The 25,086-nt window shown below is 50.1% G+C and carries 19 protein-coding genes and 1 riboswitch; of the genes, 11 read left to right on the forward strand and 8 right to left on the reverse strand.

Going from position 1 to position 25,086, the window contains the following annotated elements:
- Positions 1-81 precede the first annotated feature (81 nt).
- The gene (gene rnd, locus PsAD26_RS13810; protein WP_063310883.1) at positions 82-1,305 is read right to left on the reverse strand and encodes a ribonuclease D; all 1,224 of its coding nucleotides are present in this window, start codon (positions 1,303-1,305) and stop codon (positions 82-84) included.
- A 297-nt stretch (positions 1,306-1,602) separates the two neighbouring features.
- Here rnd and aspS point away from each other — a divergent pair, with 297 nt between their 5' ends.
- Positions 1,603-3,387 (forward strand): aspartate--tRNA ligase, encoded by a 1,785-nt coding sequence (gene aspS, locus PsAD26_RS13815; protein ID WP_063310884.1) that lies wholly within the window; start codon positions 1,603-1,605, stop codon positions 3,385-3,387.
- Positions 3,388-3,542: 155 nt separating this feature from the next.
- Positions 3,543-5,339 carry an ABC transporter ATP-binding protein gene (locus tag PsAD26_RS13820; RefSeq protein WP_063310885.1) on the forward strand — a complete coding sequence of 599 codons (1,797 nt, stop codon included), beginning with the start codon at positions 3,543-3,545 and terminating at the stop codon, positions 5,337-5,339.
- A gap of 113 nt (positions 5,340-5,452) precedes the next feature.
- Here the strand turns inward: PsAD26_RS13820 and PsAD26_RS13825 are convergent, their stop codons facing one another.
- Positions 5,453-7,570: a hypothetical protein gene (locus PsAD26_RS13825; protein ID WP_063310886.1), complete on the reverse strand. Its 2,118-nt coding sequence runs from the start codon at positions 7,568-7,570 to the stop codon at positions 5,453-5,455.
- Positions 7,571-7,607: 37 nt separating this feature from the next.
- Positions 7,608-8,801, reverse strand: coding sequence for a hypothetical protein (locus PsAD26_RS13830; RefSeq protein ID WP_063310887.1), 1,194 nt, complete (start codon positions 8,799-8,801; stop codon positions 7,608-7,610).
- A 250-nt stretch (positions 8,802-9,051) separates the two neighbouring features.
- Here PsAD26_RS13830 and PsAD26_RS13835 point away from each other — a divergent pair, with 250 nt between their 5' ends.
- From PsAD26_RS13835 to PsAD26_RS13850, 4 genes are all read left to right on the forward strand, one after another.
- Positions 9,052-10,701, forward strand: coding sequence for an EAL domain-containing protein (locus PsAD26_RS13835; protein WP_063310888.1), 1,650 nt, complete (start codon positions 9,052-9,054; stop codon positions 10,699-10,701).
- A 341-nt stretch (positions 10,702-11,042) separates the two neighbouring features.
- Positions 11,043-11,855 carry a ferredoxin--NADP reductase gene (locus PsAD26_RS13840; protein WP_063310889.1) on the forward strand — a complete coding sequence of 271 codons (813 nt, stop codon included), beginning with the start codon at positions 11,043-11,045 and terminating at the stop codon, positions 11,853-11,855.
- Positions 11,856-11,989: 134 nt separating this feature from the next.
- On the forward strand, positions 11,990-12,442 hold the full coding sequence (locus PsAD26_RS13845) for a regulatory protein RecX (RefSeq protein WP_208985681.1): 453 nt from the start codon (positions 11,990-11,992) through the stop codon (positions 12,440-12,442).
- 116 nt (positions 12,443-12,558) lie between these two features.
- The gene (locus tag PsAD26_RS13850; RefSeq protein WP_063310891.1) at positions 12,559-13,683 is read left to right on the forward strand and encodes a heparin lyase I family protein; all 1,125 of its coding nucleotides are present in this window, start codon (positions 12,559-12,561) and stop codon (positions 13,681-13,683) included.
- Here the strand turns inward: PsAD26_RS13850 and PsAD26_RS13855 are convergent.
- Entirely contained in the window at positions 13,680-15,347 is a 1,668-nt protein-coding gene (locus tag PsAD26_RS13855) for a formate--tetrahydrofolate ligase (protein WP_063310892.1), read from the reverse strand. The genes PsAD26_RS13850 and PsAD26_RS13855 overlap by 4 nt on opposite strands.
- A gap of 333 nt (positions 15,348-15,680) precedes the next feature.
- Here PsAD26_RS13855 and PsAD26_RS13860 point away from each other — a divergent pair, with 333 nt between their 5' ends.
- Positions 15,681-16,574 (forward strand): DMT family transporter, encoded by an 894-nt coding sequence (locus tag PsAD26_RS13860; protein ID WP_063310893.1) that lies wholly within the window; start codon positions 15,681-15,683, stop codon positions 16,572-16,574.
- A 38-nt stretch (positions 16,575-16,612) separates the two neighbouring features.
- On the opposite strand, the gene PsAD26_RS28850 is transcribed toward PsAD26_RS13860, so the two are convergent.
- Positions 16,613-17,370 (reverse strand): IS5 family transposase gene (locus PsAD26_RS28850; protein WP_244278219.1). Its coding sequence is split into 2 segments (ribosomal slippage): positions 16,613-17,043 and positions 17,043-17,370, totalling 759 coding nucleotides; the frame shifts between segments, so codons are not numbered across the junction.
- Positions 17,371-17,584: 214 nt separating this feature from the next.
- Positions 17,585-17,798, forward strand: a riboswitch (cobalamin riboswitch).
- A 175-nt stretch (positions 17,799-17,973) separates the two neighbouring features.
- Here PsAD26_RS28850 and PsAD26_RS13875 point away from each other — a divergent pair.
- From PsAD26_RS13875 to PsAD26_RS13890, 4 genes are all read left to right on the forward strand, one after another.
- Positions 17,974-19,785 carry a TonB-dependent receptor gene (locus PsAD26_RS13875; RefSeq protein WP_063310895.1) on the forward strand — a complete coding sequence of 604 codons (1,812 nt, stop codon included), beginning with the start codon at positions 17,974-17,976 and terminating at the stop codon, positions 19,783-19,785.
- A gap of 96 nt (positions 19,786-19,881) precedes the next feature.
- Positions 19,882-20,754 (forward strand): ABC transporter substrate-binding protein, encoded by an 873-nt coding sequence (locus PsAD26_RS13880; RefSeq protein ID WP_063310919.1) that lies wholly within the window; start codon positions 19,882-19,884, stop codon positions 20,752-20,754.
- The gene (locus tag PsAD26_RS13885) at positions 20,751-21,749 is read left to right on the forward strand and encodes an iron ABC transporter permease (RefSeq protein WP_063310896.1); all 999 of its coding nucleotides are present in this window, start codon (positions 20,751-20,753) and stop codon (positions 21,747-21,749) included. Before PsAD26_RS13880 ends, PsAD26_RS13885 begins: the two co-directional genes overlap by 4 nt.
- The gene (locus PsAD26_RS13890; protein WP_063310897.1) at positions 21,749-22,510 is read left to right on the forward strand and encodes an ABC transporter ATP-binding protein; all 762 of its coding nucleotides are present in this window, start codon (positions 21,749-21,751) and stop codon (positions 22,508-22,510) included. Before PsAD26_RS13885 ends, PsAD26_RS13890 begins: the two co-directional genes overlap by 1 nt.
- Before the next feature lie 12 nt (positions 22,511-22,522).
- Here the strand turns inward: PsAD26_RS13890 and PsAD26_RS13895 are convergent, their stop codons facing one another.
- The 3 genes from PsAD26_RS13895 to PsAD26_RS13905 form a co-directional block, all read right to left on the reverse strand.
- Entirely contained in the window at positions 22,523-23,152 is a 630-nt protein-coding gene (locus PsAD26_RS13895) for a TetR family transcriptional regulator C-terminal domain-containing protein (protein WP_063310898.1), read from the reverse strand.
- Between the two features lie 204 nt (positions 23,153-23,356).
- Positions 23,357-24,391, reverse strand: coding sequence for a TIGR03842 family LLM class F420-dependent oxidoreductase (locus tag PsAD26_RS13900; protein WP_063296576.1), 1,035 nt, complete (start codon positions 24,389-24,391; stop codon positions 23,357-23,359).
- A 92-nt stretch (positions 24,392-24,483) separates the two neighbouring features.
- Positions 24,484-25,086 (reverse strand): NAD(P)-binding domain-containing protein (locus PsAD26_RS13905; protein WP_063310899.1); only part of this gene is annotated, 603 nt, incomplete at its 5' end.

A 25,086-nucleotide genomic window follows, 5' to 3' on the forward strand; every position in this document is an offset into this window, starting at 1 on the left:
AGATGCAAGAAAGCCCCGACAAGTTTTGCCGGGGCTTTTCTTATTTATCAGTAAGTTATGATGAGTAGTGGATTCAAAATCTTAATCAGACTTTGGCTTGTTGTTCTTGTTGCCACCACGACGGCGAGAGCTGTTTTCAACACGCTCAACCGGTTCACCTTGTTCGCAAATGACGACCTGACGGCCATTAAAAGCAAGGCCGATTTCGCCTTTTTTCAAGCGTAGCGCATCTTCACCAAAAAGCTCTCGGCGCCAGCCGGAAAGAGCCTGAACCTGCGCATCTCCACTTGATGCAATCTTGTCCAGATCATCGACCGTCGCGATAACTTTCGGTGCCACACCAAAGCTTTCGCTCTTCATCTTCAAAAGGACCTTCAGCAAATCGACAGCTGCAGACGCTCCGTCCGGAGAAGGCCGTCCTTTTGGAACTTCTGGCAGATCGTCCTCAGAAATCTCCATAGCGCGTTTTACCGCGTTGAGAATGTCCTCAGCATGTCTGGAGCGCTCAAAACCACGTGGGATTGTGCGCAAGTGCCCCAAAGCTTCAGATGTCTGAGGCTTCTGCGTTGCAACCTCAAAAATCGCATCATCTTTGATAACGCGGCTACGAGGAATGTCACGCTTTTGCGCTTCCTGTTCACGCCAGAAGGCCAGTTCCTTTAAGACAGCCAGATCGCGTGGTTTGCGGACGCGCAACTTCATGCGCTGCCATGCCTTCGCAGGATCACTGCGATAGGTATCAATGGAAGACAGCGTTGCCATCTCATCTTCAACCCAGTGGATGCGGCCCTTTTGTTCCAGTTGCTCTTTCAGGAACTGGTAGACGTCGCGCAAGTGGGTCACATCAGCCAATGCATAAGCAAGCTGTTTGTTCGTCAATGGACGCCGGGACCAATCTGTAAACCGGGATGATTTGTCGATCCGCTCACCCGTCACTTTCGAAACCAGCTGGTCGTAGGAAACTGAATCCCCAAAGCCACAAACCATGGCTGCAACCTGACTGTCGAAGAGAGGTGAGGGCACAAAGCCACCCAGATGGTAGATTATTTCAATATCTTGCCGTGCAGCATGGAACACCTTCACGATGTCCGTATTGCGCATCAATGCAAAAAAAGGTTCAAGATCCAGATCTTCAGCCAGAGCATCAACCAACACAGCATTATCTGGATTGGCAATCTGAATGACGCAGAGTTTTGGCCAGAAGGTCGTTTCCCGCAAAAACTCGGTATCAACTGTTACGAAATCTGAATTAGCAAGCTTGGCACACGCTTGCGCAAGCTCTTCTGTAGTTGTGATCATCTTCATGGTGTCAAAGTCTATAGCGTAAGCGAACGGGCTTGTCCCTATCTAAGTTTCTCGTTTTCTCATCAAGTGGTTGTAAATGTCGATTTTTGCTCTCTATGAACCAAAGGGTCGCAGCCCGAGCCTCGCGAAAACCACGTAGGTAGAGGAAACTCGGGAAATGTCCGCAAGAAACAGCGCCAAAGTTACAGACTTACTTGACTTTAGGATGCTGACATGTCTTTTCCAGCCGGATGACCTTTTGACGAGGTCAACCAGTTTCTGAATTTTATGATTCACTAGATTACCACTGAGGACGCTATGCATCGTTATCGAAGCCATACCTGCGGAGAGCTGCGGGCGAATAATGTAGGTGAAACCACTCGCCTTTCTGGCTGGGTGCACCGTGTACGCGATCACGGCGGCCTGCTGTTCATCGACTTGCGTGACCACTACGGCCTTACGCAGTGTGTTGTTGATCCGGACTCCCCAGCATTTAAACTGGCTGAAACCGTACGTTCCGAATGGTGCATCCGCATCGATGGTGACATTAAGAAGCGCTCTGACGATACCGTCAACAAGGGCCTTGGCACCGGCGAAATCGAAATTTTCATCCGTGATATGGAAGTTTTGGGTGACTCTCAAGAGCTGCCACTGCCAGTATTCGGTGAGTTGGAATACCCAGAAGATATTCGTCTGAAATACCGTTTCCTCGATCTGCGTCGCGATACTCTGCACGCAAACCTGATGACACGGACCAAGATCATCAACTCCATGCGTCGCCGCATGAATGAGGCTGAGTTCAACGAATTCCAGACACCAATTCTGACGGCGTCTTCTCCTGAAGGTGCGCGCGACTTCTTGGTGCCTTCTCGTATTCACCCTGGTAAGTTTTACGCGCTGCCACAGGCTCCTCAGCAGTTCAAACAGCTGCTTATGATGTCTGGCTTCGACAAATACTTCCAGATTGCACCTTGCTTCCGCGATGAAGATCCTCGCGCTGACCGTCTGCCAGGCGAGTTCTACCAGCTCGACGTGGAAATGAGCTTCGTGACACAGGAAGACGTGCTGACCACTATGGAACCAGTTATCCGTGGTGTGTTTGATGAGTTCGCTGAAGGTAAGCCAGTTACCAAAGAATTCCCTCGCATTCCTTACGCAGAAGCGATCCGCAAATACGGCTCTGATAAGCCAGATCTGCGTAACCCGATTGAAATGCAGGACGTGACCGAACATTTCGCGGGCTCCGGCTTCAAAGTGTTCGCACGCATGATCGAGAGCGATCCAAAGGTTCAGGTCTGGGCAATCCCAGCACCTAAAGGCGGTTCCCGTGCATTCTGTGACCGCATGAACTCATGGGCGCAGAGCGAAGGTCAGCCAGGTCTTGGTTATATCTTCTTCCGTAAAGAAGAAGACGCAATCGCTGGTGCTGGCCCAATTGCGAAAAACATCGGCGCAGAACGCACCGAAGCAGTCCGCAACCAGCTTGGTCTGGATGAAGGCGATGCAGTGTTCTTTGCAGCTGGTGATCCTAAAAAGTTCGCAGACTTCGCTGGTAAAGCACGTACCCGTGCAGCAGAAGAACTGAACCTGATTGACGAAGACCAGTTCGCACTGTGTTGGATCGTTGACTTCCCAATGTATGAATGGGACGAAGAAAACAAGAAAGTTGACTTCTGTCACAACCCATTCTCCATGCCGGAAGGTGGAATGGACGGCCTCAACAACGTTGAGCCTCTCGAACTGAACGCTTATCAGTACGACGTTGTCTGTAACGGTTATGAAATCGGCTCAGGCGCGATCCGTAACCACCAGGTCGAAGTCATGAAGAAAGCCTTCGAAATCGCCGGTTACGATGAAAGCCTGCTCGAAGAAAAGTTCGGTGGCATGTTCCGCGCATTCCAGTACGGCGCACCTCCGCATGGTGGTATGGCTGCTGGTGTTGATCGCATTGTTATGCTGCTCGTTGGTGCAAAGAACCTGCGTGAGGTCACCTTGTTCCCAATGAACCAGCAGGCACAGGATCTCATGATGGGTGCTCCGGGCGATGTGTTCCCGGCACAGTTGCGCGATCTTCATATCCGCCTGAATTTGCCAGAAGCATAAGAGCCGCTGGCAGAAAAGCAGGTATGGCGGTTCACGTCATAATGTTATAAATCTCATGTAAGGGCGGTCGTAGATCTACGGTCGCCTTTTCATCTTCTACCGGTAGCAAATTAAGCCGTCATACTTAATTTCGCTGGAAAAGCTGAGGGTTTTAGGTGTTCGACGCCATAAGCAAAAAGCTGTTTACGGATGAAGAGGGCGCTCCCAGCCTTATTCGCCGCCTTCTCCGAGAAAATTTCGGGCAATACAAGTTCCAATACATGATTGCGTTTGGCTTCATGATTGTAGCTGCCGCAGCAGGTGCTGGCAGTGCAGCCATCATGAAAAACGTGATCAATCAGGTCTTTATCGACCGTGATATCACAATGGTCTACATCATCTCCGGCGCGGTGATGACCATCTTCCTGACCAAAGGCATAGCGACCTATGGTCAGACTGTTGTGCTGAGCAGGATCGGTAACTCGATTGTCGCCAAGCTCCAGCGTAACATGTTTGAAAAAGTGACCCGATTGGGCGTCAGATATTTCGACCACACGACATTTGGTGATCTGGCCACACGATTTGGCCACAACACAAGCGCTGCCAGAGGCGTTATGGACCTAATTATCCTGTCCGCTGGACGGGATGTAATGTCTGTGATCGGTCTGGTCACTGTCATGATTTGGCAGAATCCGTTGCTCTCACTCATCTCACTGGGCATCATGCCTCCAGCTGTCTATGCTGTTTCCAAGCTTGTTCGCCGTGTGAAGAAGATTGCAAAGAGCCAGTTTGTTTCTCAGACAATCATTCTTTCCTTGGTAAAGGAAATGGCTCTGGGCATTCGCGTCGTGAAGTCCTTCAACTACGAAGCAAACATGCATGCGGCGATGGACAGTGCAGTCTCCAGTGTCGAGCAACAGTCCAACAAGATTGCGAAGTTGACTGCCAGGACATCGCCATTGATGGAAACTCTGGGCGGTATCGCGATTGGGATTATTATCCTCTATGGCGGTTATAGTGTGATCGCCTTGGATCAGGATCCGGGAGCATTCTTTGCCTTCATCACAGCACTTTTGCTTGCATATGAGCCAATCAAACGCCTCGCTCGCTTTCAGGTCAATCTGAATACAAAGCTTGTTGGTGTGCGTCTGATGTACGAGCTTCTGGATATGCCAGAAGAAAGTCAGAGAACCTTAGACAAGCCTGACATGAAGGTCACCAAAGGACGGATCGAGTTCAAACAAGTCGAGTTCGATTATGGTGAGACGAAAGCTCTGAATGGCCTGAGTATAGTCGCAAACTCAGGTGAAGTGACTGCCCTTGTTGGTGCATCTGGAGCGGGTAAATCAACAGTCTTCTCGTTGATTGAACGTTTCTATGAAATCGATAAGGGTGGAATTCTGATCGATGATCAGGACATTCGTGACTTCAACATGGAAAGTCTGCGCGGCAATATCGCAATCGTGACACAGGATACGTTCCTGTTTGACCGTACGATCAGGGAGAATATCCTTATCGGCCGGCCTGGCGCCACGGATGAGGAAGTGATTGAGGCTGCAAAGAATGCGAATGCCCACGAATTCATCGAGAAGATGGAAAAGGGCTACGACAGCAATGCAGGCGAGGGCGGCACACGCCTTTCCGGTGGTCAGCGACAGCGCTTGGCGATTGCACGGGCAATGCTTTCTGATGCACCCATTCTATTGCTGGATGAAGCAACATCTGCTTTGGATGCTGAGTCAGAAAATAAAGTACAAACCGCGCTTGCACGCCTGATGAAGGGGCGTACGACACTCGTGATTGCGCACCGTCTTTCAACCGTTCGTGACGCAGATACCATCCATGTGTTGTCGCATGGCAAACTCTTAGAGAGCGGCACACATGATCAGTTGTATGAGATGGATGGTTATTACAGGCACCTGTGTGAACTCCAGTTCACCAATAGCAATCAAGTAACCTCTCCGGAGGCTTGATAAGGCCGACTAGAAGCGCCGAAGCGCTTTAGTAAGACACTTCCAGACTGTAAAAAAAGGCCGCTGTGATATGTGATATCACGGCGGCCTTTTTAGTTCTTTCCTGTCGAAGCTTACTCGGTGTAGCTCACAGTTGCGCCCAGCATTTCAGGGAGCTGTTGAGGTGCAAGAGCTGCAATCCCACCAAGCTGCATGATTGGAACTGCTGTCTGCGGAGCAAGTGTCACGCGGATGTTGGTTGGCTTGGCAGCAAAGCTCTTAGCTGCTTTTGCCAGTTCCAGAGCAAACTCAGTTTCAGCTAATGGACCAGCTTGTTGGAGCGTGCCGTCAATCATCATGGATGCCAGCAATTCAGCAGGCAGACCTGCTTGTTCAGCCTGAGTTGCGAGGAGTTCACTGATAAGTGGAGAATCCATCACTTCAATCTGTGCACCTTTGAAGGTCGCCAGAGCAACAACAGCTTCCGCCTCATGTGGGTTCTCAAAGAGAGAACGTGGAATTCCACCAAGCTGAATATCAGCACGTAGTTTAATGCCGTTTTCAAGTTCAAACTCGAACTTCTCCAGCGTCAGATCCTGAGTGTTCTCATCCCACGCAATCTTGAAGTCCTGTGTGAGGTTAACACGTTCAATGCCAAGACGATCAAGCACGCCCAGAACCATTGGCTCTTGCAGGAGTGCAGCATCAAAGCTCAGACCGCCAATGACTTCAGACAGGCTTGTTGGGATCGGCCCAATGTGATTGCCCATCTCAATGGTGAGCTCATTGAGGGAAACTGGTGTCGGTAGATCTTTTGCCTGCATTTTCAGACCAGCAAGAGAAACGCGGCCAATCGTTGGAATAGCCTTCATCGCTGCAGCAGGGTCAGCTTCTGCCGCAAGAGTGCTCTCGACCATGGTACGCAGGCTAGGCCATGCAAGGTTCGCTAGCTCAAACGTTTCCAGATCGAACACTGCATCGTCGCCTTCGACCGCACCATGCAGACCTTCAAATTTCATCTGACCAAGGCTGTTTGTTGTCAGGTCTGTCGTTGAGGCGTGTTTCAGTGATGCTTCAAAGCTTGGTGCTGTAGTATCTTTCATACGAGCGCGGATTGGGTCCCACGCTTTGATGACCATGTCGTTTATGTCTGAATATGCGACGGAGAATGAGCCGAGCGCGTCGAACAGACCGAACATTTTTTCAACGGCCTCTTCTTCCTCCGGCTTACTTTGAAGGCTCTCAAATGCCGCCCAAAGTTTACCAGCATCACCGCCAGACATGCGCACATCTTTTGTGGTAGATTCACCTCCACTCACTTCAAGGAAACCGAATGGCTCAGAGGCATTACCTCCCTCGCTTTTCATAGTGGTTGAGAAACTACCCACGCGATATTCGCTCAACAGCTTATCAGAAGGAGCCTTGCCTGCACCAAGAAGCGCCAGAAGCGGGCGTACGTCTTGATCTTTTACTGAAAAATCGTTGTATACCGTTTCAGAAACTGTGGAGACCTCACGGCCATCTGTCGCCAATGAAGTTGTTGTTTTATATTCAATTTCTTCAATTGTGGCCAAAGCCACGATGCCATTTTTTGCGCCTGAATAAACGCCGTTCTTAATGCTGTATGTGCCTGTAAGTGCATCAGCCATTGCCATGTCAGCTACAACTTCAGCAAAGCTACTGCGGTCATAAGAAACACTGGTTGCAGCGGCGAGCAACTGCTGAAACTCTTCGCCAGTCACGCCATCGGAAAGGACCGGAAGATCCGCCCAGTTCACTGAATAACCAGAAATGACATAGTCTTTGGCGTCAGCAACGACTTTAACGGCATCCTTGGAGGCTTGAGCCTCTGCGACACTCTTGAAGTTCTCGGCTTTCTCAAAGAAGCCGATCTCAAGCTGCATCTTGTCGGTTGTTACGTTATCAAAGCTGAACGTATCACCATCACGAGAAGAACCGTCATAAACGGCTTTTGGCGTCTTTATGATATAGTAGACACCAAGATTAGGCTTGTCTTCATCGAGGGATAGAGAGAACATTCCTTCGATCTTATGATCCAGAATTTCGGTCTTTGATCCGTCTTCTACCGCCTTCGCATATGTTGCAGTTTCTGCGCCATTTGCAAGGAACCAATCATTGTACTTATCAATGAGGTCTGATGCAGGACTGGAAAGAGCAGGCTGGGCGGATAAACCTAATACAGTGATTGAAACAGCAAAAAATCCCTGCTGTTTAAAATTTTGGAAAGGCATTAAATAAACCTTTTATGGCTAGTAGGAGGGTTCCCCGCTAGTTTACATTTGCTTGAAGGGCGATGCCAAGCAAAGAAATGATGGAAGTGGGGGAAATCGCAGATACCCCAAGAATTTGTGTTACGCTTATTGGTGCCTTAGGGTTAGCACTCAGCGTGATACTCTGCGGATTTTGCAGAAAACTATAAATCGCTTCCGTGAACTCCAGCTGCTTCGCGCGGTCAGGAATTATCGCAAATTGCTTTTCTACTTTTTCTGTCAATTGCTTGACGTAGGCGGAACGTGATTGACCATGTCGGTGAGCTTGTCGTTCAAGTATGTCATCCAGACTGCCCTCATTGACAAGCGAAAGATTGAAACTGGAAACCGCTGCGCTCTGCAATAAATCCAGCGCAATGACGTTATCTTTGGTCGCAAGCTCGGTGATCTGCTCAACAACTGTATCTGTGAGACCTTCCAGTTTCAGGGAGACCTGCACGGAGAATAGATCTTTCAGCACAACAGCTGCACTCGGAATATTGACTTCGCCCGTGTCGCCATTCCACTCACCTTCAAAGTCGATATCTGCATCCACTTGAGTCAGGCCCAACTCATCAAGCATTTGCTGTTGTGGTGGTGCAAACATAGATCGGCTCAAAACGATATGAGCAACCTGAACACTGGCAATGATAGGGAAGCCGCCATTGTTGACATCAAAGTCGATACTGACCCGCTCAATAGGCATAGATTGGCCAGTTGAACGATCCTGAAACAACAGTCCCATAATCTCTGCGGTGGAATAGAGTGACATGGGGAGGTTTGATGCTGGATTATTTAGATCATTGGCATTGGGAAGATAGAGATCCGTAATCGCGATCTTATCAGCCGTGAAGTTGAAGTCTGGTTCGTCAACCTCGAACTTCGAAGCTGCGAATGCCCCGACAAAGATCCGCCCGTCACTTTCCACGGATGCCTGAGCCAGCGCCAGATCGCCAATCTTGAAACGCTTTGTCTGATCTACATTCGGATAACCTTCAATACCGCCAATCGAAAGTACATCATTGTCGACTGTAACCGGTCCCACATGTGTCAGGGTCAAGCCACGGTCCTGAAGGTTTTGAAGAAAGGCTTTCGCGACAGCATTGTCAGTATCAATCTGCGCTGATGCCGTCAGGGCGATACAGCTGCTGAAGAAGAGGGCAAAGAAGAACATCAGGAAGGTACGGTGGCGACGTAACTCAGAACTGCGCATAGCTCGGCTCCAGATTGACCGCTAAGAGGCATTTGGGTTCTAAACTTGCATATTGAGAGTTAGGGGTGCGTGTATATCACTGCAAAAAGTCAAACCACTCTGAGAGAAAACATGGTGGAACCCTGCATTTCACAGCAATTTTGGAAAGCATCTGGGGATCGTTTAGGGTGTTTGGATGATTTTTACAGTTTTAAGTAAGCCTTAATCATAGAAATAGGGAGCCGTATTTTGCATTTTTAAGGTCGTGGTTGTGTCTCGCCATTATTTCGTATTTGTCCGCGCAATTTTGGTTGCTTTGGGATTGGCGCTCTTGCCATTGCTTATTGGCAATATGATCCTTGAGAACTTCGCGATGCACCAGGCGCGAAATGAAATGAACGCGATCGCAGATCGTTATATCTCAAGGAGCGAGGCCGCCATTTCCGGTGCTGTGGAAATACTGCGCCAGATGCAGGTGAAGGGCCTGACATCCTGTACACGTCAAAATCAGGGTGAGTTTGAAAAGACCCTCTCAGAAAACGTCATTATCAATGCAATAGGTATCGTGGATCACCGCGGCGTCCCTATGTGTTACGTGCCGGCTCAGGTTCGCCGTGGCAACAGCATTCTCCCGGCACTCAAGCCAGATGCTCCGCGCGTTGGAATTGGTATGTCCTGGATGGAGTATCAGGGCATTCGCACGGCGCTGGTCTCCTGGAAGCTCAGAAATGGCTGGCGTCTGGTTGCCAATATTTCCCCAACCGTACTCGCGATTGAACCGGGGCCAGACTATCTGCGTCATGCCTCTGAAATCGAAGTTCGGTTAGGGCGGGATCATGTCTGGGTAAACCCAACAAACAACAGTAATGTTCCTGTCATTATGGGCAGCAACTTCATTGAAGAGTTTGCAGCATCAACGATCTACCCGATTAATGTGCGGATCCGAAGCGATCGCAATGCGATCATGAGTCTGGTGGGCGAACTTAAGATCGTGGCTGTGATCGCCTGTTCAGGTATTGCTATTTTCCTGATTGCCTTGGGCGTCTGGCTTTCCTGGAAGCCAGAAAAAGATGCAGAAGACGACTTCGTCGCCTCCATCCGTAACAACGAGTTCATACCGTATTATCAGCCTGTCGTGGACATCGTAACTGGTGAGCTACAAGGCTGTGAGATGTTGATGAGATGGCAACTCCCCAACGGAAAAATGGTCTCTCCGGGCCAGTTCATGACCTACGCTGAAACATCGGGCCATATTTTTGAGATGACCCGCAGCATCATGCGCCAGTCCATTGATGATCTGGGAGAACTCTATTCTCAGCATCAGGAACTAAAGCTCTCGGTCAACCTCTTCGCAGGCCATTTTAATGATCGATCCATTGTAGATGATCTGTTGGATATCTACGAAGACTCTCCAATTGCGCTCAACCAGGTGGTCATGGAGGTGACAGAGCGTCAGCCTCTCGAAGACATTGAACTGGCGAGAAAGATCATCGCAGAGCTGCAGGCCCATGGCATTCGTGTCGCGCTTGATGATGTGGGAACAGGTCATGGCGGTCTGGCTTACTTGCAAAAGCTGGGTATGGACATCGTCAAGATCGATAAGATGTTTATCGACCCATTAGGCAGCGAAGAGAATGCCTTCCGTCTTGTCGATGCCATAGCCGAACTCGCAGACACAATGAACATGGGTATTATTGCAGAGGGCGTTGAGAAGTATGAGCAAATCGTACTTCTACGCGAACTCGGAGTGTCTTCTGCGCAGGGTTACATCTTCTCCAAACCATTGCCAGCCCGCAAATACCTTGAGTTCGCAGAGGATATCTTCACCGATAGACGTAATCCGGTGAAGGTGCTTGAAGAGAAGAAGCAAGCTTCTGATGAAGCACTGGATCAGATCGTTTCTCAAAACGACGTCGACTAACCCAACTTACCTTCATTTCGATACGGCTCAGAACAATGGCCTCTGGCGGGCATAAATCATGCCGCCATGCGCATAACTTGCTGCACTACATTGAATAATATAAATATATTCCATAATTATATAAGACGTGTGTTTGATAACCAGCTTCACCGCACTTTCTAACAGCCTTAACTATCTCCCAAAAGCTCAGGAAGGGGGGGGCGAAAGACAGTATTCTACGGAAAGAAGCAACTGGAAAAGAAATATTCACTCGCACGCGGTTTATTAGCTGCATGTGCCTCAGCACAGCCGTCAGCTTGGGTTAGCCTTTGCCAACCTCATTAATCGGAGCAAGGCGAACGATGAACCAGATCATAAAGGGTGCGGAATTGGAGAGCGCAGTTCCTGCAAATGTCTTTGTAGAAACAGTAACGGAAGTGACCCATTTCACGGACCGTCTTTTCCGGTTCAAAATCACGCGTCCTGCAAGCTTCCGATTCCGCTCCGGCGAGTTTGTCATGATCGGTTTGATGATTGACGGAAAGCCGCTGTTCCGGGCGTACTCCATTGCCAGCCCGTCTTGGGATGAGGAACTGGAGTTCTTCTCTATCAAGGTTCCAGACGGCCCATTGACCCAGCACCTACAGAAGATCAAGGAAGGTGACCATATCCTTCTGAAGAAAAAGTCCACCGGGACGCTGGTACTTGATGCTCTGTCTCCGGCAAAACGTCTTTATATGTTCTCATCTGGAACCGGCATCGCTCCATTTGCCAGCCTGATCCGTGATCCTGAGACCTATGAAAAATTCGATGAAGTGATCCTAACCCACACCACGCGCGAAATCTCTGAGCTTCGCTACGGAGAAGAGCTTGTGGCAGACATCAGCAATGATCCGCTGATTGGGGAAGTTGCAGCTGGAAAATTGCACCTTTACAACTCCGTCACCCGCGAACGTTTCAAGCGGGAAGGGCGCATCACGCACCTTATTGAAAGTGGCAAACTCTTTGACGATCTGTCAGTTCCAGCCCTTAACGTTGCAGAAGATCGCGCCATGATCTGCGGTTCCATGCATATGATTGCCGATACCAAAACACTGCTGGAACAGCGCGGGTTCAGTGAGGGTGCCAACAACCATCCAGGTGATTTTGTTGTTGAACGTGCATTCGTGGGCTAACCCGAAACGCAATATGTGATAGCTCATCTCTATTGTTTTGGAGATGAGGTTACGTGGGCAAGAAAGTTTCATCTGAATATCTGCGCCGGGCAGCGCTACATTATCTAAACAGGTACAGTGCTTCGGAAGACAGTTTGCGACGTGTTTTAAAGCGCAAAATAGACAAACGGGCCAGAGAAGCAGATGAAGATCCCCATGAGTTCTACGAGCTGATTGAACCAGTGGTCACGTTCTGTCGTGATCACAAGTTTGTCGATGATCTTCAGTTTGCACAAAGCAAGATCAGATCTGCGACAGTCAAAGGCAAATCCAAATCCCGCATTAAGTTGGAGCTGAACTCCAAAGGTGTGTCTGGAGAAGATATTCAGACAGCTTTTGAGGATGAAAACCATGACGACCAGCGCGCTGCAATCGCCTATGCCAAACGCAGACGGCTTGGCCCTTGGCGGACAAAGCCCAAGGAAGAGCGACGAGACAAAGAGCTCGGCAGTTTGATCCGTTCAGGATTCCCATATTCGCTCGCTCAAAAGATCATCGATATGACTTTGGAAGAGGCTGAAGACATCATCTATGGACCTGTTTCCTGACGCTTTTCGTCAAATCCTCTGAAAAATCCCGAAAGCCTCTTGGGAGCGCAGCAATAATTCTTCTCTAGATTGGTCTGATCTGCAGTCAATCCAGCACCGTGCCTTTGGGAGAAAAGATGCCGGGTTCAGATCTACACGACACTTTCAGAAAATACGGTTTTATCATCCCTGTGCTTGCGGGCCTATGTCTGTTGGTGAACCCTCAACCCTCGTTTGCCGATGATCTTGCCCCGAAGGAAAAAGCCGCAGATAGAACGGATGTCATCGTGACACCTCAGCAAGATGGAGGTGTTCACATTGATGAAATGCGGCAAACAAAATGTGCCATCATCATTGATGACTTCGACGAATATCCCAGTGCAAGCAATTGGGATGTTCACCGCATGAGCAAGCCGGAAAACTTCCAGATTGAAAGTGATGTGGTACGCGATGGTGGGCACGCGCTTGCAATCACTGTATTTGGTGATGATGAACTGGATTCAGAGGGCAATCTGAAAAATGAACTTTGGGAGGCGCGTCAAAAGCGTTGCGATTTTGGGGATGAAGTCTGGTACTCCTTCAGCTTCAAAATAGATGGCACTGTCTGGCCTGCCGGCTCCACGCGCTGGGTTATTGGTCAATGGAAAGAAGATTCTGGCGGAAGTCCGTTTCTGGCGCAACGGTTTGACAACGGTGTCTTTCACATCACCGTTCAACACAATGACATCCGCAAACTGGTTGCCCAGGCAGAAGGCAGCTATCAGCAGGATTTCAAGGGCTTTTCGCGCGAGTTTCAGCAAATGCTGAGTTTGGACCGGCAGGGCTTCCGCAATAGAAATGATGCCAGCCGCACCTCAGATGAGTTCCTTGGTAGCGGCCTTTCACTACCAGAGCTCAGAAAAGCGATTGAAACACAGGACACGTCCAAATTCCCGTTTCTGGCAGACCCGCAAACCTATTCAGACTATCCCGGTATTCAGATTGAGTTGTCCGATGACCCTGTGTTGCCTGACCCAACAACCGGATGGGTGGATATGCGCTACCGCGTCAAAGGAAGTCGTGTCGGGCAGGGGATTATCGAGATCTGGGCCAATAACAGATTTATTGCACGCGTTACAGGATATATCGGCAATGACGAGTTTGCCGGTAACACCCAATATTTCAAGTTCGGGCATTACCGGGATTACGATCGTGACGACTTACAGTCGACAGTGTATCTGGACCGCTTTCGCCGCGGCCCGCGCCGTTCTGATGTAGATTAGAACAAGCCTTCAATCTGACTGTTTTCATCAAGCCCAATGGTTTCTGCTGCTGGATGGCGTGGTAAGCCCGGCATCACCATGATATCGCCAGTCAGCGCCACGATAAATCCAGCCCCCGCGGACAGACGAACCGCACGTACATGGATGCTGTAGTCAGATGGAGCCCCAAGCAAAGCCGGATCAGTTGAGAAGGAATAAGGCGTCTTTGCCATGCAAACTGAGAGATGACCGTATCCCTGTTCCTCATAGGATTTGAGTTGATCTTTGACAGCCGGTTCGCAGGTGACTTTGGAGGCACCGTAAATCTTTTTGCAAATCCGGCGAATTTTCTTCCAAAGGGCTAGATCATCCTCATAAAGGTGTTTGAAGTCCGACTGGGTTGTCTGAAGAATTTCAGAGACGGATGTCGCCAGATCCTCAGTGCCTGCTGAGCCATTAGCCCAATGCGTGCAGGGCACGGCTTTAACGCCAAGCTTCTCCATCCGAGACATGATCACGTCAATTTCCTGATCTGTATCAGGACCGTACCGGTTGATGGCCACAATGACAGGAACACCATAGCGCTGACAGTTTTTCACGTGCCGTTCCAGATTGCTCATGCCTTTTTCAAGAGCGGGGATGTTCTCCACTGTCAGATCGTTCTTGGCAACACCGCCATGCATCTTGAGTGCACGAACAGTGGCCACAACAACAACGGCATTCGGAGTCAAACCAGCTTGACGGCATTTGATGTTGAAGAATTTTTCTGCTCCAAGATCGGCACCAAAGCCTGCTTCTGTCACCACATAATCAGAAAGACGCAGTGCTGTTTTCGTCGCAATCACCGAGTTACAACCATGCGCAATGTTGGCAAACGGGCCACCATGAATAAAGGCAGGATTGTTCTCAAGCGTTTGAACCAGATTGGGGCGGAAGGCATCTTTAAGCAGCGCGGTCATCGCACCATCGGCTTTGATATCCCGGCAGTAAACGGGTGTCTTGTCTTTACGATACCCAATCAACAGGCGACCCAAGCGGTTCTGAAGGTCCTGTAGATTTTCAGCAAGGCAAAGCACCGCCATCACTTCAGAAGCCACGGTAATGTCAAAGCCAGATTCACTTGGGAACCCATTGCTTACACCGCCAAGACCAGTGGTAACGGAGCGCAATGAACGGTCATTGATGTCAACAACCCGGCGCCAGACAATACGGCGTTGATCAATACTCTCCGCATTGCCCCAATAAATGTGGTTATCAATCATTGCAGAAAGCAGGTTATGCGCGGCAGTGATTGCATGCAGGTCGCCTGTGAAATGGAGGTTGATGTCCTCCATGGGCACCACTTGCGCGTATCCGCCGCCTGCAGCGCCACCCTTCATGCCAAAGCACGGGCCAAGAGAAGGTTCGCGCAGACAGATGGTTGTTTTTAGCCCAATGCGGTTGAGAGCATCACCAAGTCCTACGGTTGTCGTCGTTTTGCCTTCTCCCGCCGGTGTTGGGGAGACAGCTGTAACAAGTATAAGTTTTCCATATGTATTACTGCTCAGTTCAGGCATCTCATCCAGATTAACCTTGGCTTTAAATCGGCCATAAGGTTCAAGGGCGTCCTCCGGGATCTTCAGATGTTGAGCGATGCGCGCAATGGGTTTCATGTCTGCTGCGCGGGCAATTTCAATATCTTTCATGGAAAATCTCCAGATTAGAACGGGTAATCAAATGAGCCGGAGAGAGCGTAAGAAACGCAAATCAGGCAGGAACAGCAATATAGTCTCTACGTAGAATCTCTAGCGAATGCACCTGTAAACTTCAAGATTGAGTAGGGGGACTTGCAACTAACTTAGTTAACGGCGCTCATGTGTGTTTTTGCTGAGATGAGAGATATTATTGCCTGAATAGCTGTTGGTCTGTTCTAAATATCACCAGACTGAGCTTGCGCGGCAAATCCAAGAGCATTAGAGCTGGTTGGGTTTTGTACACAATCTACGCCAATGCCGTAGATTCGTCGGTTAGGTCACCCCATGTTTTTATTTGAAGTTGCCGCGCTCGGTGCCGCTGCCACCTGGGCTATCGGTGGTCTCATTTCTGCAAAACCTGCTGCGCATCTTGGAGCCATTGGCTTCAACTGCGTGCGCATGTGGTTTGTTGTGGTGTTTTTGGGTATCTATGTCTTTGCGACAGGTACTTGGAGTACGGTTGACACAAGCCACGCCTCTCTCATCTTTCTCTCTGGCTTTGTCGGCATATTCATGGGGGATACACTGCTGTTCCTTACGCTCAACCGTATGGGTCCACGTCGCACAGCTATCCTTTTTTCCATGAATGCGCCTATGTCAGCGCTTCTAGGTTGGCTGTTTCTGTCGGAAGAACTTTCATTTCAGGCACTTGTCGGTATCTCGTTCGTTCTGGTCGGCGTTATTCTCGCCATTGCGTTTGGGAAGCGCAAAGACCAGCTTCATAAATGGGAGGCGATTAGAGGGCCTGTCGCCATCGGTGTCCTCTTCGGCACCTTGGCAGCGCTTTCCCAGTCGGTCGGCTCGATCATCATTCGCCCTGTTATGGAAAGTGGAGCAGATCCAGTTGCGATTTCACTTATGCGCTGCACCATTGCGGCATTTGGGTTGCTGGTGTTGTTTTACCTACCAGGCCGTCCGTTTAGGCTAGCGAACCCAATCAACAAAGAGATTGTAGCGCTGGCCTCTTTGTCCGGTATGCTCGGCATGGGTATCGGCATGACGTTGATCCTCTATGCACTCAGCGGTGGCGAAGTTGGCATTGTTTCTACCTTGTCAGCAACCACACCAGCCATGATGCTACCTGTTTTATGGTGGCAAACCAAAGAGTTCCCTGCCATTGGAGCATGGATCGGCGCACTCCTTGTCATTCTCGGCTGTGCTTTGATTTTCATGAGCTAAACAAACGAGAAGGCAGCGATGCGGCCTAGGCTCAGGACTCATAGCCAGAATATGACGGTTGCAGCGATGTAGATTGCGGATTTGAATATACTGGCACAGCGATCATATCGCATTGCAATACGTCGCCAGTCCTTAAGCTTGGCGAACAGGTTTTCGACCTTATGCCGTTTTCTGTAAGTTCTGGTGGAATACGGGACTTTCTTTTTGCGGGTTTTGCGTGACGGAATGCAGGCTTCAATATTCTGATCTGTCACGGTTTTTCTGACCTTGTTGCTGTCATAGCCCCGATCTGCAATCACGACCCTGGCAGCAGGCAGATCCGGCAATAGCACCTCAGCTCCCTTATAATCACTGGTTTGCCCAGCTGTCAGATGAAGCCGGATCGGACGGCCTGCGCCATCACCAACAGCGTGCAGCTTTGTGTTCATTCCCCCTTTTGTACGCCCGATCAGGCGCGGGCCACAGCCCCCTTTTTGAGACTTGAAGCAGTGCGGTGAGCTTTAAGGTGTGTTGCATCGATCATCAAGACATCAGCCTCAGGGCCTGTAGGTCTGGCCAGTTCCTCAAAGATCTTTTCAAAAAGACCTTTGTGCGACCAACGCACAAACCGGTTATATAAGGTCTTGTGCGGGCCATATTCCTGGGGTGCATCCCGCCAGCGTAATCCATTGCGAATAATAAAGATAATACCACTTAACACACGTCGATCATCAACCCGTGGCCGGCCATGTGATTTAGGAAAGAAGGGGCACAGGCGCTCCATCTGAGGTTCAGTTAGCCAGAATAAATCACTCACATCAAAGCTCCGGTTTGGCTGAAGTGAATCAGACAAAACACCAAAAATCAATGGGTCCTGAGCCTAAGCATCCCTAGCAGGTGCGGCCTTAAGTGGTCGCACCGCAAGATATGGTGATGTGCTCTCTCCAGCAAATTCTGTGAGTTTAGCTGGCAATTGGTCGAATTTTATCAAGTTCCTCGCTCAGCCAGTTGACGGAAGCCCCTGAAATCTGATCAATAGCCGGGCATTTGGTATTTTTGTCGATCAGATGAAAATGAAAAGGGAACACGGTCCATTTGGAAAAGCCGTGGCTGCCCCCGCAACTGTAAGCGTAGAGTTGTTGCTCACACATGCCACTGATGCAGCTGTTTAAAGCGGTGTTGGGAAGGCGGAGCAACAATAAGGACGCGCAAGCCAGGAGACCTGCCAGATGCAGTCACTCACCCACGGTACGGGGCGTGCTAAGGGGCGGTATTCCGTTCAGGTGACATTCACAGTGCGTCTGAGTGGTGATGAATCTGACTTTGTTTCAACGGGTTAGAACCAAGTTTCTTCAAAGACGCACAATGCAATCAACAGCATGGCCTCCAACATGGATGCTGTGAATGATGGACCAAACTCGTGCGTAACACATCTTGGATCGCAGCTACTCTAAAGTCCAGCGTAGCCCTCTCAGCACTCTTCAGTTCAACTCTTATCTCATCCGCAAACGAGACAGAGCTCGATGACATCATCGTCATCGCCAACAGAACGGAAACCGAAGCCGGTAAAGTCGGCTCCACAACACATGTCGTGACCGAAGAAGACCTAAAGAACGACGGCGCTACGTTTGTCTCCGAATACCTGACAAAACTCCCGGGAATTTCATTTTCGCAAAATGGTGGCGCGGGAAAAACAAGCTCTCTACGCATTCGAGGTATGAGTGGTTATTACACAAAGATTTTGTTGGATGGTGTCGATATTGCTGACCCGTCTGGTACGCAAGTTGAAGCTCGCCTTGAGCATGTCTTACTTAATGATGTTGAACGTATCGAGATCCTAAAAGGCTCGCATAGTGCATTATATGGCGGCCAAGCGGTTGGAGGTGTTATCAATATCATCACCAAACGCGCTGCGCCGGGCACCGTGAAGCATAATGTCGCCATTGAGGGTGGCAGCTATGGAACTGTCAACGCGTCCTATGGATTTCAAGCGGCGACTGAAACAGCAGATATCGCAGTGAACGTGCAGCGCTACCATACCGATGGATTTAGTGCGCAAACCCCAAAAAGTGACACAGCAGATGAAGATGGTTATGAGAACCTGACCTTTTCTGCAAAAGGTTCAGTCGATGTCACAGAGGCTCTGAACCTATATTTTGTTGCTCGAGGCACGGATGGTCACAGCGAGTTTGATGGATTTAATAACCCTGATGCACGTAATGAGCAGGACTACCGTCAGTATATAGGCAAGTTGGGTGCAAATTTTGCGTGGTTGGATGATAGGATGTCAACTGACGCCTCATTCCAGATAGTCGATACAACACGCAAGTATTACGGTGACAATCCAGGAACTTACAAAGGCGATCGCTACAAGTTTGATGTCCTCAACACTTTTGAAGCAACAGACGAAATCACGCTGAACTTTGGTGGTGATTGGATGCATGAGGACTACGCAGAATACGGAAGCAGTAGGATCTTTGGTGGCTTTGCTGAGATTATGGTTGAGCCATCTGATGAGCTAAGCCTCTCTCTTTCATCACGTCTGGATCATCATTCTCGTTTTGGTACATACTGGTCTGGTCGCGCTACAACGTCCTACCGAATTATTGAGGGAACACGTTTTCGCTCAAGCTTTGGCAATGGCTTCCGTGCGCCATCGCTGAATGAGCTTTTTGGCAAATGGGGAGCAAATCCTGATTTGAAGCCAGAGACGAGCGTGAGCTTTGATGTTGGCGTCGATCAGGAGTTTTTCGACGGTAAACTACGGTTTGGCGCAACTTACTTCCATATTATGACTGAAGACCTTATCGACTATACCAGTAAGTACGAGCAGATTGACGGCTTGTCTCGTAGCCAAGGTGCGGAGCTTTCTGCTAACTGGGATGTTCTCGACAATCTGAGCGTCAATGCTGCCTACACTTACACATGGGCTGTTGGACCAGACAAAAAACGTCTGCGCCGTGTACCGCTGCATGACGTGAATGTAGGGGCAACTTATAAGCCGGTGGATGTACTATCTCTCAACCTCAACACCAGTTATGTCTCTGGCATTGAAGATAACGGTGAGCTCGACGACTTCGTTCTGGTCAATGCCAAAGCCGCTTACCAGTACACCGAGAATTTAACGTTCCACGTCCGCGGTGAAAACCTGTTGGATCAGGATTATGAGCGGATCAGAGACTATCAGACACCAGGTCTTTCCGTTTACGCTGGTCTTACTGCCAGTTTCTGATTAAGTATGCCGCTCGGTGAATGCTGAGCGGCATCTTGCAGGGAAAGCTCTGCTTGGGTTGCCTTCCAATTTATGTACGCCTCTCAAAAGGTCGAAATGCGAAATAAGATCAAAAAGATCATGCAAATGGCGTTTCTGGTGGGTCTGGTGATCAGTCCTGCTGTTGCACGCGCTGACCAGAATGAGGCTGAGGCACCTGGGCGAGTTGTCTCCATGAACCTGTGCACCGACCAGTTCTCCATGCTGCTCGCAGACAAAGAGCAACTGGTATCAGTCTCCAGATTAGCGTCTGACCCAACGCTCTCCGTAATGAGCGAAGAGGCAAAGGCTTACCCAGTCAACTTTGGTGGCGCAGAAGAAATCTATCTGATGAACCCGGATCTGGTGATCGCAGGGACGTACACAAATCAAACCACAGTCCAGATGCTGCGTGGTCTTGGGATAACGGTGGTCCAGGTACCACCCGTTCGGACTATCTCCGACATCGCCAAAGAGCTGCGACGTCTCGGTAAGGTATTGGGACGTGAACAACAAGCTGAAGCGCTTGCACAACAGTTCACCTCTGAAATCCAACAGTTAATCGACGCCCAGCCAGATGAACAAGCACGGGCAGGGGTCTACTACGCCAATGGGTACACGGCGGGAGACGGTAGCCTTGTCAATGAGTTGATCACCACTGCTGGCCTGCAGAATATTGCCAATAATCTGGGCTTGAAGGGCACGAGCAAGCTGCCTTTGGAGCTGCTGATCCTCGAAGACCCACAGTTGCTTGTTGAGGGCACGCAGTTCTCAGACAAGCCAGCACTGGCTTTTGAACTCCTCGCTCACCCGGCATTGAAGCGAACACTCGGCAACAGTGGCCGCGTCATGGTTGAAGACAAATACACCATTTGTGGTCTGCCGTTTGTGACGCAAGCTATTGGTAAACTGGCCAAACAAGCCACCAAATTAGGAGCGCAAGCCGAATGACAAAGCATCCGGATGCTCCGTTGATTATGGCACTATGCCTGATCGCCGCTGCCTTGTTTGTAATCTCGCTTATGATCGGCGCTGCTGATTTGACATTCATGCAGTTGATTAAAGCAGCATTTGCTGCAGAAAAAACGCCAGTTTCCATCGTCTTCTGGGAAATCCGCGTCCCACGCGCCCTGCTGGGCTTAATCACGGGTGCAACGCTTGGCCTATCCGGTGCGGTATTGCAGGGCCTCCTGCGCAATCCCTTGGCAGAGCCCGGCCTGATCGGCGTCAGCTCCTCCGCAAGTCTGGGTGCAGTCATCGCAATTTACACCGGGCTGACAATCACCATGCCTTTCGCGCTGCCAGCGTTTGCATTGCTTGGCGCAGCGATTGCAGCAGTTTTGTTGCCCATGCTGGCGGGTGGCAGAGGTCAGACATTGACACTGATCCTTGCAGGCGTAGCGATCTCAAGCATCGCGACCGCACTCACCTCATTGGCGCTCAATCTGTCGCCAAATCCGTTCGCTGCCATGGAAATCGTCTTTTGGATGCTCGGCTCGCTGAACGACAGATCCATGCAACATTTGTACATCATTGCACCGTTCATTCTCATCGGCTGGAGCCTTCTGCTCATCACGGGCAAAGGCCTCAATGCATTGTCTTTGGGTGAGGAAACCGCTCATACCATGGGCGTATCATTGCCACGTCTGCGGTTTTGCGCCATTGCGGGAACTGCGGCCAGTGTCGGTGCAGTGACAGCCGTGACGGGCACAATCGGGTTCATCGGCCTCATCGTGCCTCATCTGCTGCGCAAAATGGTAGGCGGAGAGCCACAGCGTCTTCTGCTACCAAGTGCCATTGCCGGGGCTTGCTTGCTCACGCTTGCTGATATCACTGTGAAGTTATTTGGCCCACAATCAAACCTCAAGCTCGGAGTGCTGACGGCAATTGTCGGCGCGCCGTTCTTTCTTTGGCTGATCATCAAACAACGCAGGGCTTTGATCTGATGTTGCTTCAACTCAAAGACCTTTCCGTCAACTACGGTCCCAAGAACATCCTGTCCTCAATCAATCTGGAGATTGGTAAAGGTGAGATCGTTGGCTTGATCGGCCCCAACGGCTCAGGCAAATCCACACTGATGAAAGCCATGGTCGGGCTAATCCGGTCTCATGGGGAGATCAGTTACGACAACCAGCTCCTCAAAAGTATCTCGGCCAAGCAGCTATCCAAGCATGTTGCTTACATGGCGCAGGAGCGTGACGTGGCGTGGGATTTGTCTGTAGAACGCATTCTGGCTTTGGGTTGTGAAGCTATTGGTGGCTCCGTGCGGACGCTCAAACACAAGGCGGAACTGGAAGAAACGATTGCAAGTTTGGGGCTGGAAGCAATCAGAAAAGCTTCAATCTTACAGGTGTCTGGCGGCGAAAAAGCACGTGCTCTGCTTGGCAGGGCCTTGATGCAAAAAACACCACTGATCATTGCGGATGAGCCAACGGCAGGACTTGATCCGGAACATCAGTTGGAGCTTCAGGAAATCTTTCAGAAGCTACAACAACAAGGCACATCAATGCTTGTCAGCCTGCATGACTGGACATACGCTGCCCGCCTGTGCACGCGGATCGCGATGTTAAAAGAAGGCAAGCTGGTTGCGTATGGTACGCCGGAAGAGGTGCTGACCGAAGAGCGCGTGCAGGATGTCTACCGCGTCAAAGCCCATATTCTGCAAACGGAGCAGGGGCCTGTAATCACGCCCACAACCCGTCTGTAAGAAGCTTTTCGATTATTCCGGAGCAAGGCTTTTACGGAACATGCGATCAAGGTACGCAGCCGCCTCTTTAAAGCGGTCTTTAGACTTATCTGCCGGAAGCAACGTTTGTACCTGGCTGTCAAAGTCAGCGTAATGCTGGGTGGTGGACCAGATTGAAAACAGCAAATGGTAAGGATCCGTGTCGGCTACCTTGCCCTCATTCATCCAGCCTTGAATGACGACGGTCTTCTCATCCACCAGTGACTTCAGGGGCCCTGCAATCAGAGATTTGATGCGCGGTGCACCCTGCAAGATCTCGTTGGCGAACAGGCGGCTTTCCCGCGGGTAATCCCGCGCCATCTCCAATTTGCGGCGTACATACGCGCAAATTTCTTCAATGGGCTCACCTTCAGGATTGAGTTGATGCAGAGGATCAAGCCAAATGTACAGCAACCGTTCAATCAGCTCTGCATGAATGGCATCTTTGCTGTCGTAATAATAAAAAAGGTTCGGCTTGGATAAACCAGCTTGCTGAGCGACCTGATCGATCGTAGATCCACGAAATCCATAAGTTGAGAACACATCCAGCGCAGCTGCGAGGATCTTCTCAGTCTTCTCGATCTGAATTCGTGTTTTGCCTTTTGCTTCAGAAGCCTTAGCCATACTCTTTTCCAAATTGCTTAAGCACCGAACCTAGAAATACTCGTTCGGTATATGAGTAGGTTAGCACCTACGAAAACAAAGTGCTCATATCAAGCTAAACACTGGTAGAAAAGTCGTGATGAGGCAGCTCACCCAAGGTATTGTTGTTTTTCTGCAATAGATAGAGAAAAGGCCGGGTTCATATAGAACCCGGCCCGTGTTTGCTTAGCTGACTGCTTCCGGTGTTTTTGCGTTGTCCGCATTAAAAGCCGGAATAATCTTTTCGCCGTAATCTGCGATGATCTTCTCTTCATCACCACTGTCCAGATAGATGTTAAACTGAGTGATGCCTGCATCTTTTAGCTTGTTCAGCTTTTCAATGTGGTTTTCAGGTGGGCCGAGAACCGCAAAGCTTTCAACAATATCATCGGTAATGAAGTCGAGGAACGGATTATCGCTCTGACCGTGCTTGGAGTAGTCATAGCCGCGACGATTCTCAATGTAAGACGTCAGGGACGCAGGCACCTGATCAGTGTTTGAACCATACTTCTCAACGATATCCGCTACGTGGTTACCCACCATAGCAGGGAACCACTTGGTCTTTTCAATGCCTTCTTCCAGAGTGCCAGTGTGCGCAGGCGCAGCTGCCATAATACCGAAGTTGCTCATGTCACGGCCAGCTTCCTCACCAGCAGCAACAGCCTGATCGCCAAGCCATTTACAAATGCCAGGCTCTGCAATCTGAAGAATAAGGCCATCGCCTACGCGACCAGCAGAGCTCAACGCTTTTGGCCCATATGCAGCAACCCAGACAGGGAGCTCATAACCATCAGCCCATGGGAACTTCACTGGCTCAGGGCATTCGCCATACTGTGCTTCTTCACCACGGATCAGAGCCTTAACAGTGTGAGTGAACTCTTCAAGGCGCTTCAGCGGAGCAGGCTTCTTGCCCATCACGCGCACAGCACTGTCGCCGCGCCCCAGGCCAATGTCAAAACGACCACCGGACTGTTTAGCAAGCGAACCAAACAAGCTGGCTGCATGAGACCAGTCACGGGTATTCGGGTTGGTCACGCATGGTCCAAAACGCATGTTTTTGGTGTGTTCCATACACATTGCCATAGCCACGAAGCTCTCACGCCACAAAATGTGACTGTCGTAGAACCAGCAATATTTGAAACCTGCATTTTCTGCCTGACGAACCAGTGCCTTAGCGCGCTCTGGTTCTACAAACCCTTTAAAGCAAATACCAAAATCCATGTGTGTCTCCTCCACAATAGTAAGGTGTTGTTCAAAACGTATCCTCGAAAAACGGCAGTTGGCTTTCGAAGAAGGATACGTCCGAAAAAGTCTTAGTGATCTGGTGCCCAGATGCGGATGCCCGCATGCGTGAACGGCACAGCTTTTGAAATGTTCTGACGAATGAGGATTGGGGTGATCGCCTCAATGCAACGTGCTGCTTTTGCATTGCCGCTATTGTAGGTTTTCACATCCAGCTTGTTCACCAGCTCCATCACCACCTTGCGGGCGGCAAGGCTGTCACCGCACACGAGGATGTCGCAGTTGATCGGCCAATCCAGATTGTTCAGCGTTGTGGCCGAAACGTTGTGCAACGCGCCCACAACAGGAATGTCAGGCCCGAGCAAAGCTTGTGCAGCCTCAGTAGCTGACCCTTCTGGTGGCATTTCAACGGTCTTCGGGTCACCTGGTGCCAGCGGAACAACAATGTCGATCAGGGTCTTACCAGCAAGGTGCGGCTTCAAGGCGTTAAGTGTTGCATCGTGCGCCGCATAAGGCACAGCAAGCATCACACACTCACCAGCTGCTGCCACTGCATCCTCATTGCCCATGCCGTCGATCTGCGCAGAACCTTCTGGGAGCTTGGTCATCAACTCCTCGGCAATTTCCTTACCGCGAGCTGCATCACGAGAGCCAAGCGCGACGGCAACGCCCGC

It is taken from the genome of Pseudovibrio sp. Ad26, assembly GCF_001623285.1.
Lineage (GTDB): Bacteria > Pseudomonadota > Alphaproteobacteria > Rhizobiales > Stappiaceae > Pseudovibrio > Pseudovibrio ascidiaceicola.

Excerpts from the sequence above, each read along its gene's own strand:
- rnd (WP_063310883.1), bottom strand. The coding sequence starts at position 1,305 with ATGAAGATGATCACAACTACAGAAGAGCTTGCGCAAGCGTGTGCCAAG.
- aspS (WP_063310884.1), top strand. The coding sequence starts at position 1,603 with ATGCATCGTTATCGAAGCCATACCTGCGGAGAGCTGCGGGCGAATAAT.
- PsAD26_RS13825 (WP_063310886.1), bottom strand. The coding sequence starts at position 7,570 with ATGCCTTTCCAAAATTTTAAACAGCAGGGATTTTTTGCTGTTTCAATC.
- PsAD26_RS13830 (WP_063310887.1), bottom strand. The coding sequence starts at position 8,801 with ATGCGCAGTTCTGAGTTACGTCGCCACCGTACCTTCCTGATGTTCTTC.
- PsAD26_RS13840 (WP_063310889.1), top strand. The coding sequence starts at position 11,043 with ATGAACCAGATCATAAAGGGTGCGGAATTGGAGAGCGCAGTTCCTGCA.
- PsAD26_RS13850 (WP_063310891.1), top strand. The coding sequence starts at position 12,559 with ATGCCGGGTTCAGATCTACACGACACTTTCAGAAAATACGGTTTTATC.
- PsAD26_RS13855 (WP_063310892.1), bottom strand. The coding sequence starts at position 15,347 with ATGAAAGATATTGAAATTGCCCGCGCAGCAGACATGAAACCCATTGCG.
- PsAD26_RS13860 (WP_063310893.1), top strand. The coding sequence starts at position 15,681 with ATGTTTTTATTTGAAGTTGCCGCGCTCGGTGCCGCTGCCACCTGGGCT.
- PsAD26_RS13880 (WP_063310919.1), top strand. The coding sequence starts at position 19,882 with ATGCGAAATAAGATCAAAAAGATCATGCAAATGGCGTTTCTGGTGGGT.
- PsAD26_RS13885 (WP_063310896.1), top strand. The coding sequence starts at position 20,751 with ATGACAAAGCATCCGGATGCTCCGTTGATTATGGCACTATGCCTGATC.
- PsAD26_RS13890 (WP_063310897.1), top strand. The coding sequence starts at position 21,749 with ATGTTGCTTCAACTCAAAGACCTTTCCGTCAACTACGGTCCCAAGAAC.
- PsAD26_RS13895 (WP_063310898.1), bottom strand. The coding sequence starts at position 23,152 with ATGGCTAAGGCTTCTGAAGCAAAAGGCAAAACACGAATTCAGATCGAG.
- PsAD26_RS13900 (WP_063296576.1), bottom strand. The coding sequence starts at position 24,391 with ATGGATTTTGGTATTTGCTTTAAAGGGTTTGTAGAACCAGAGCGCGCT.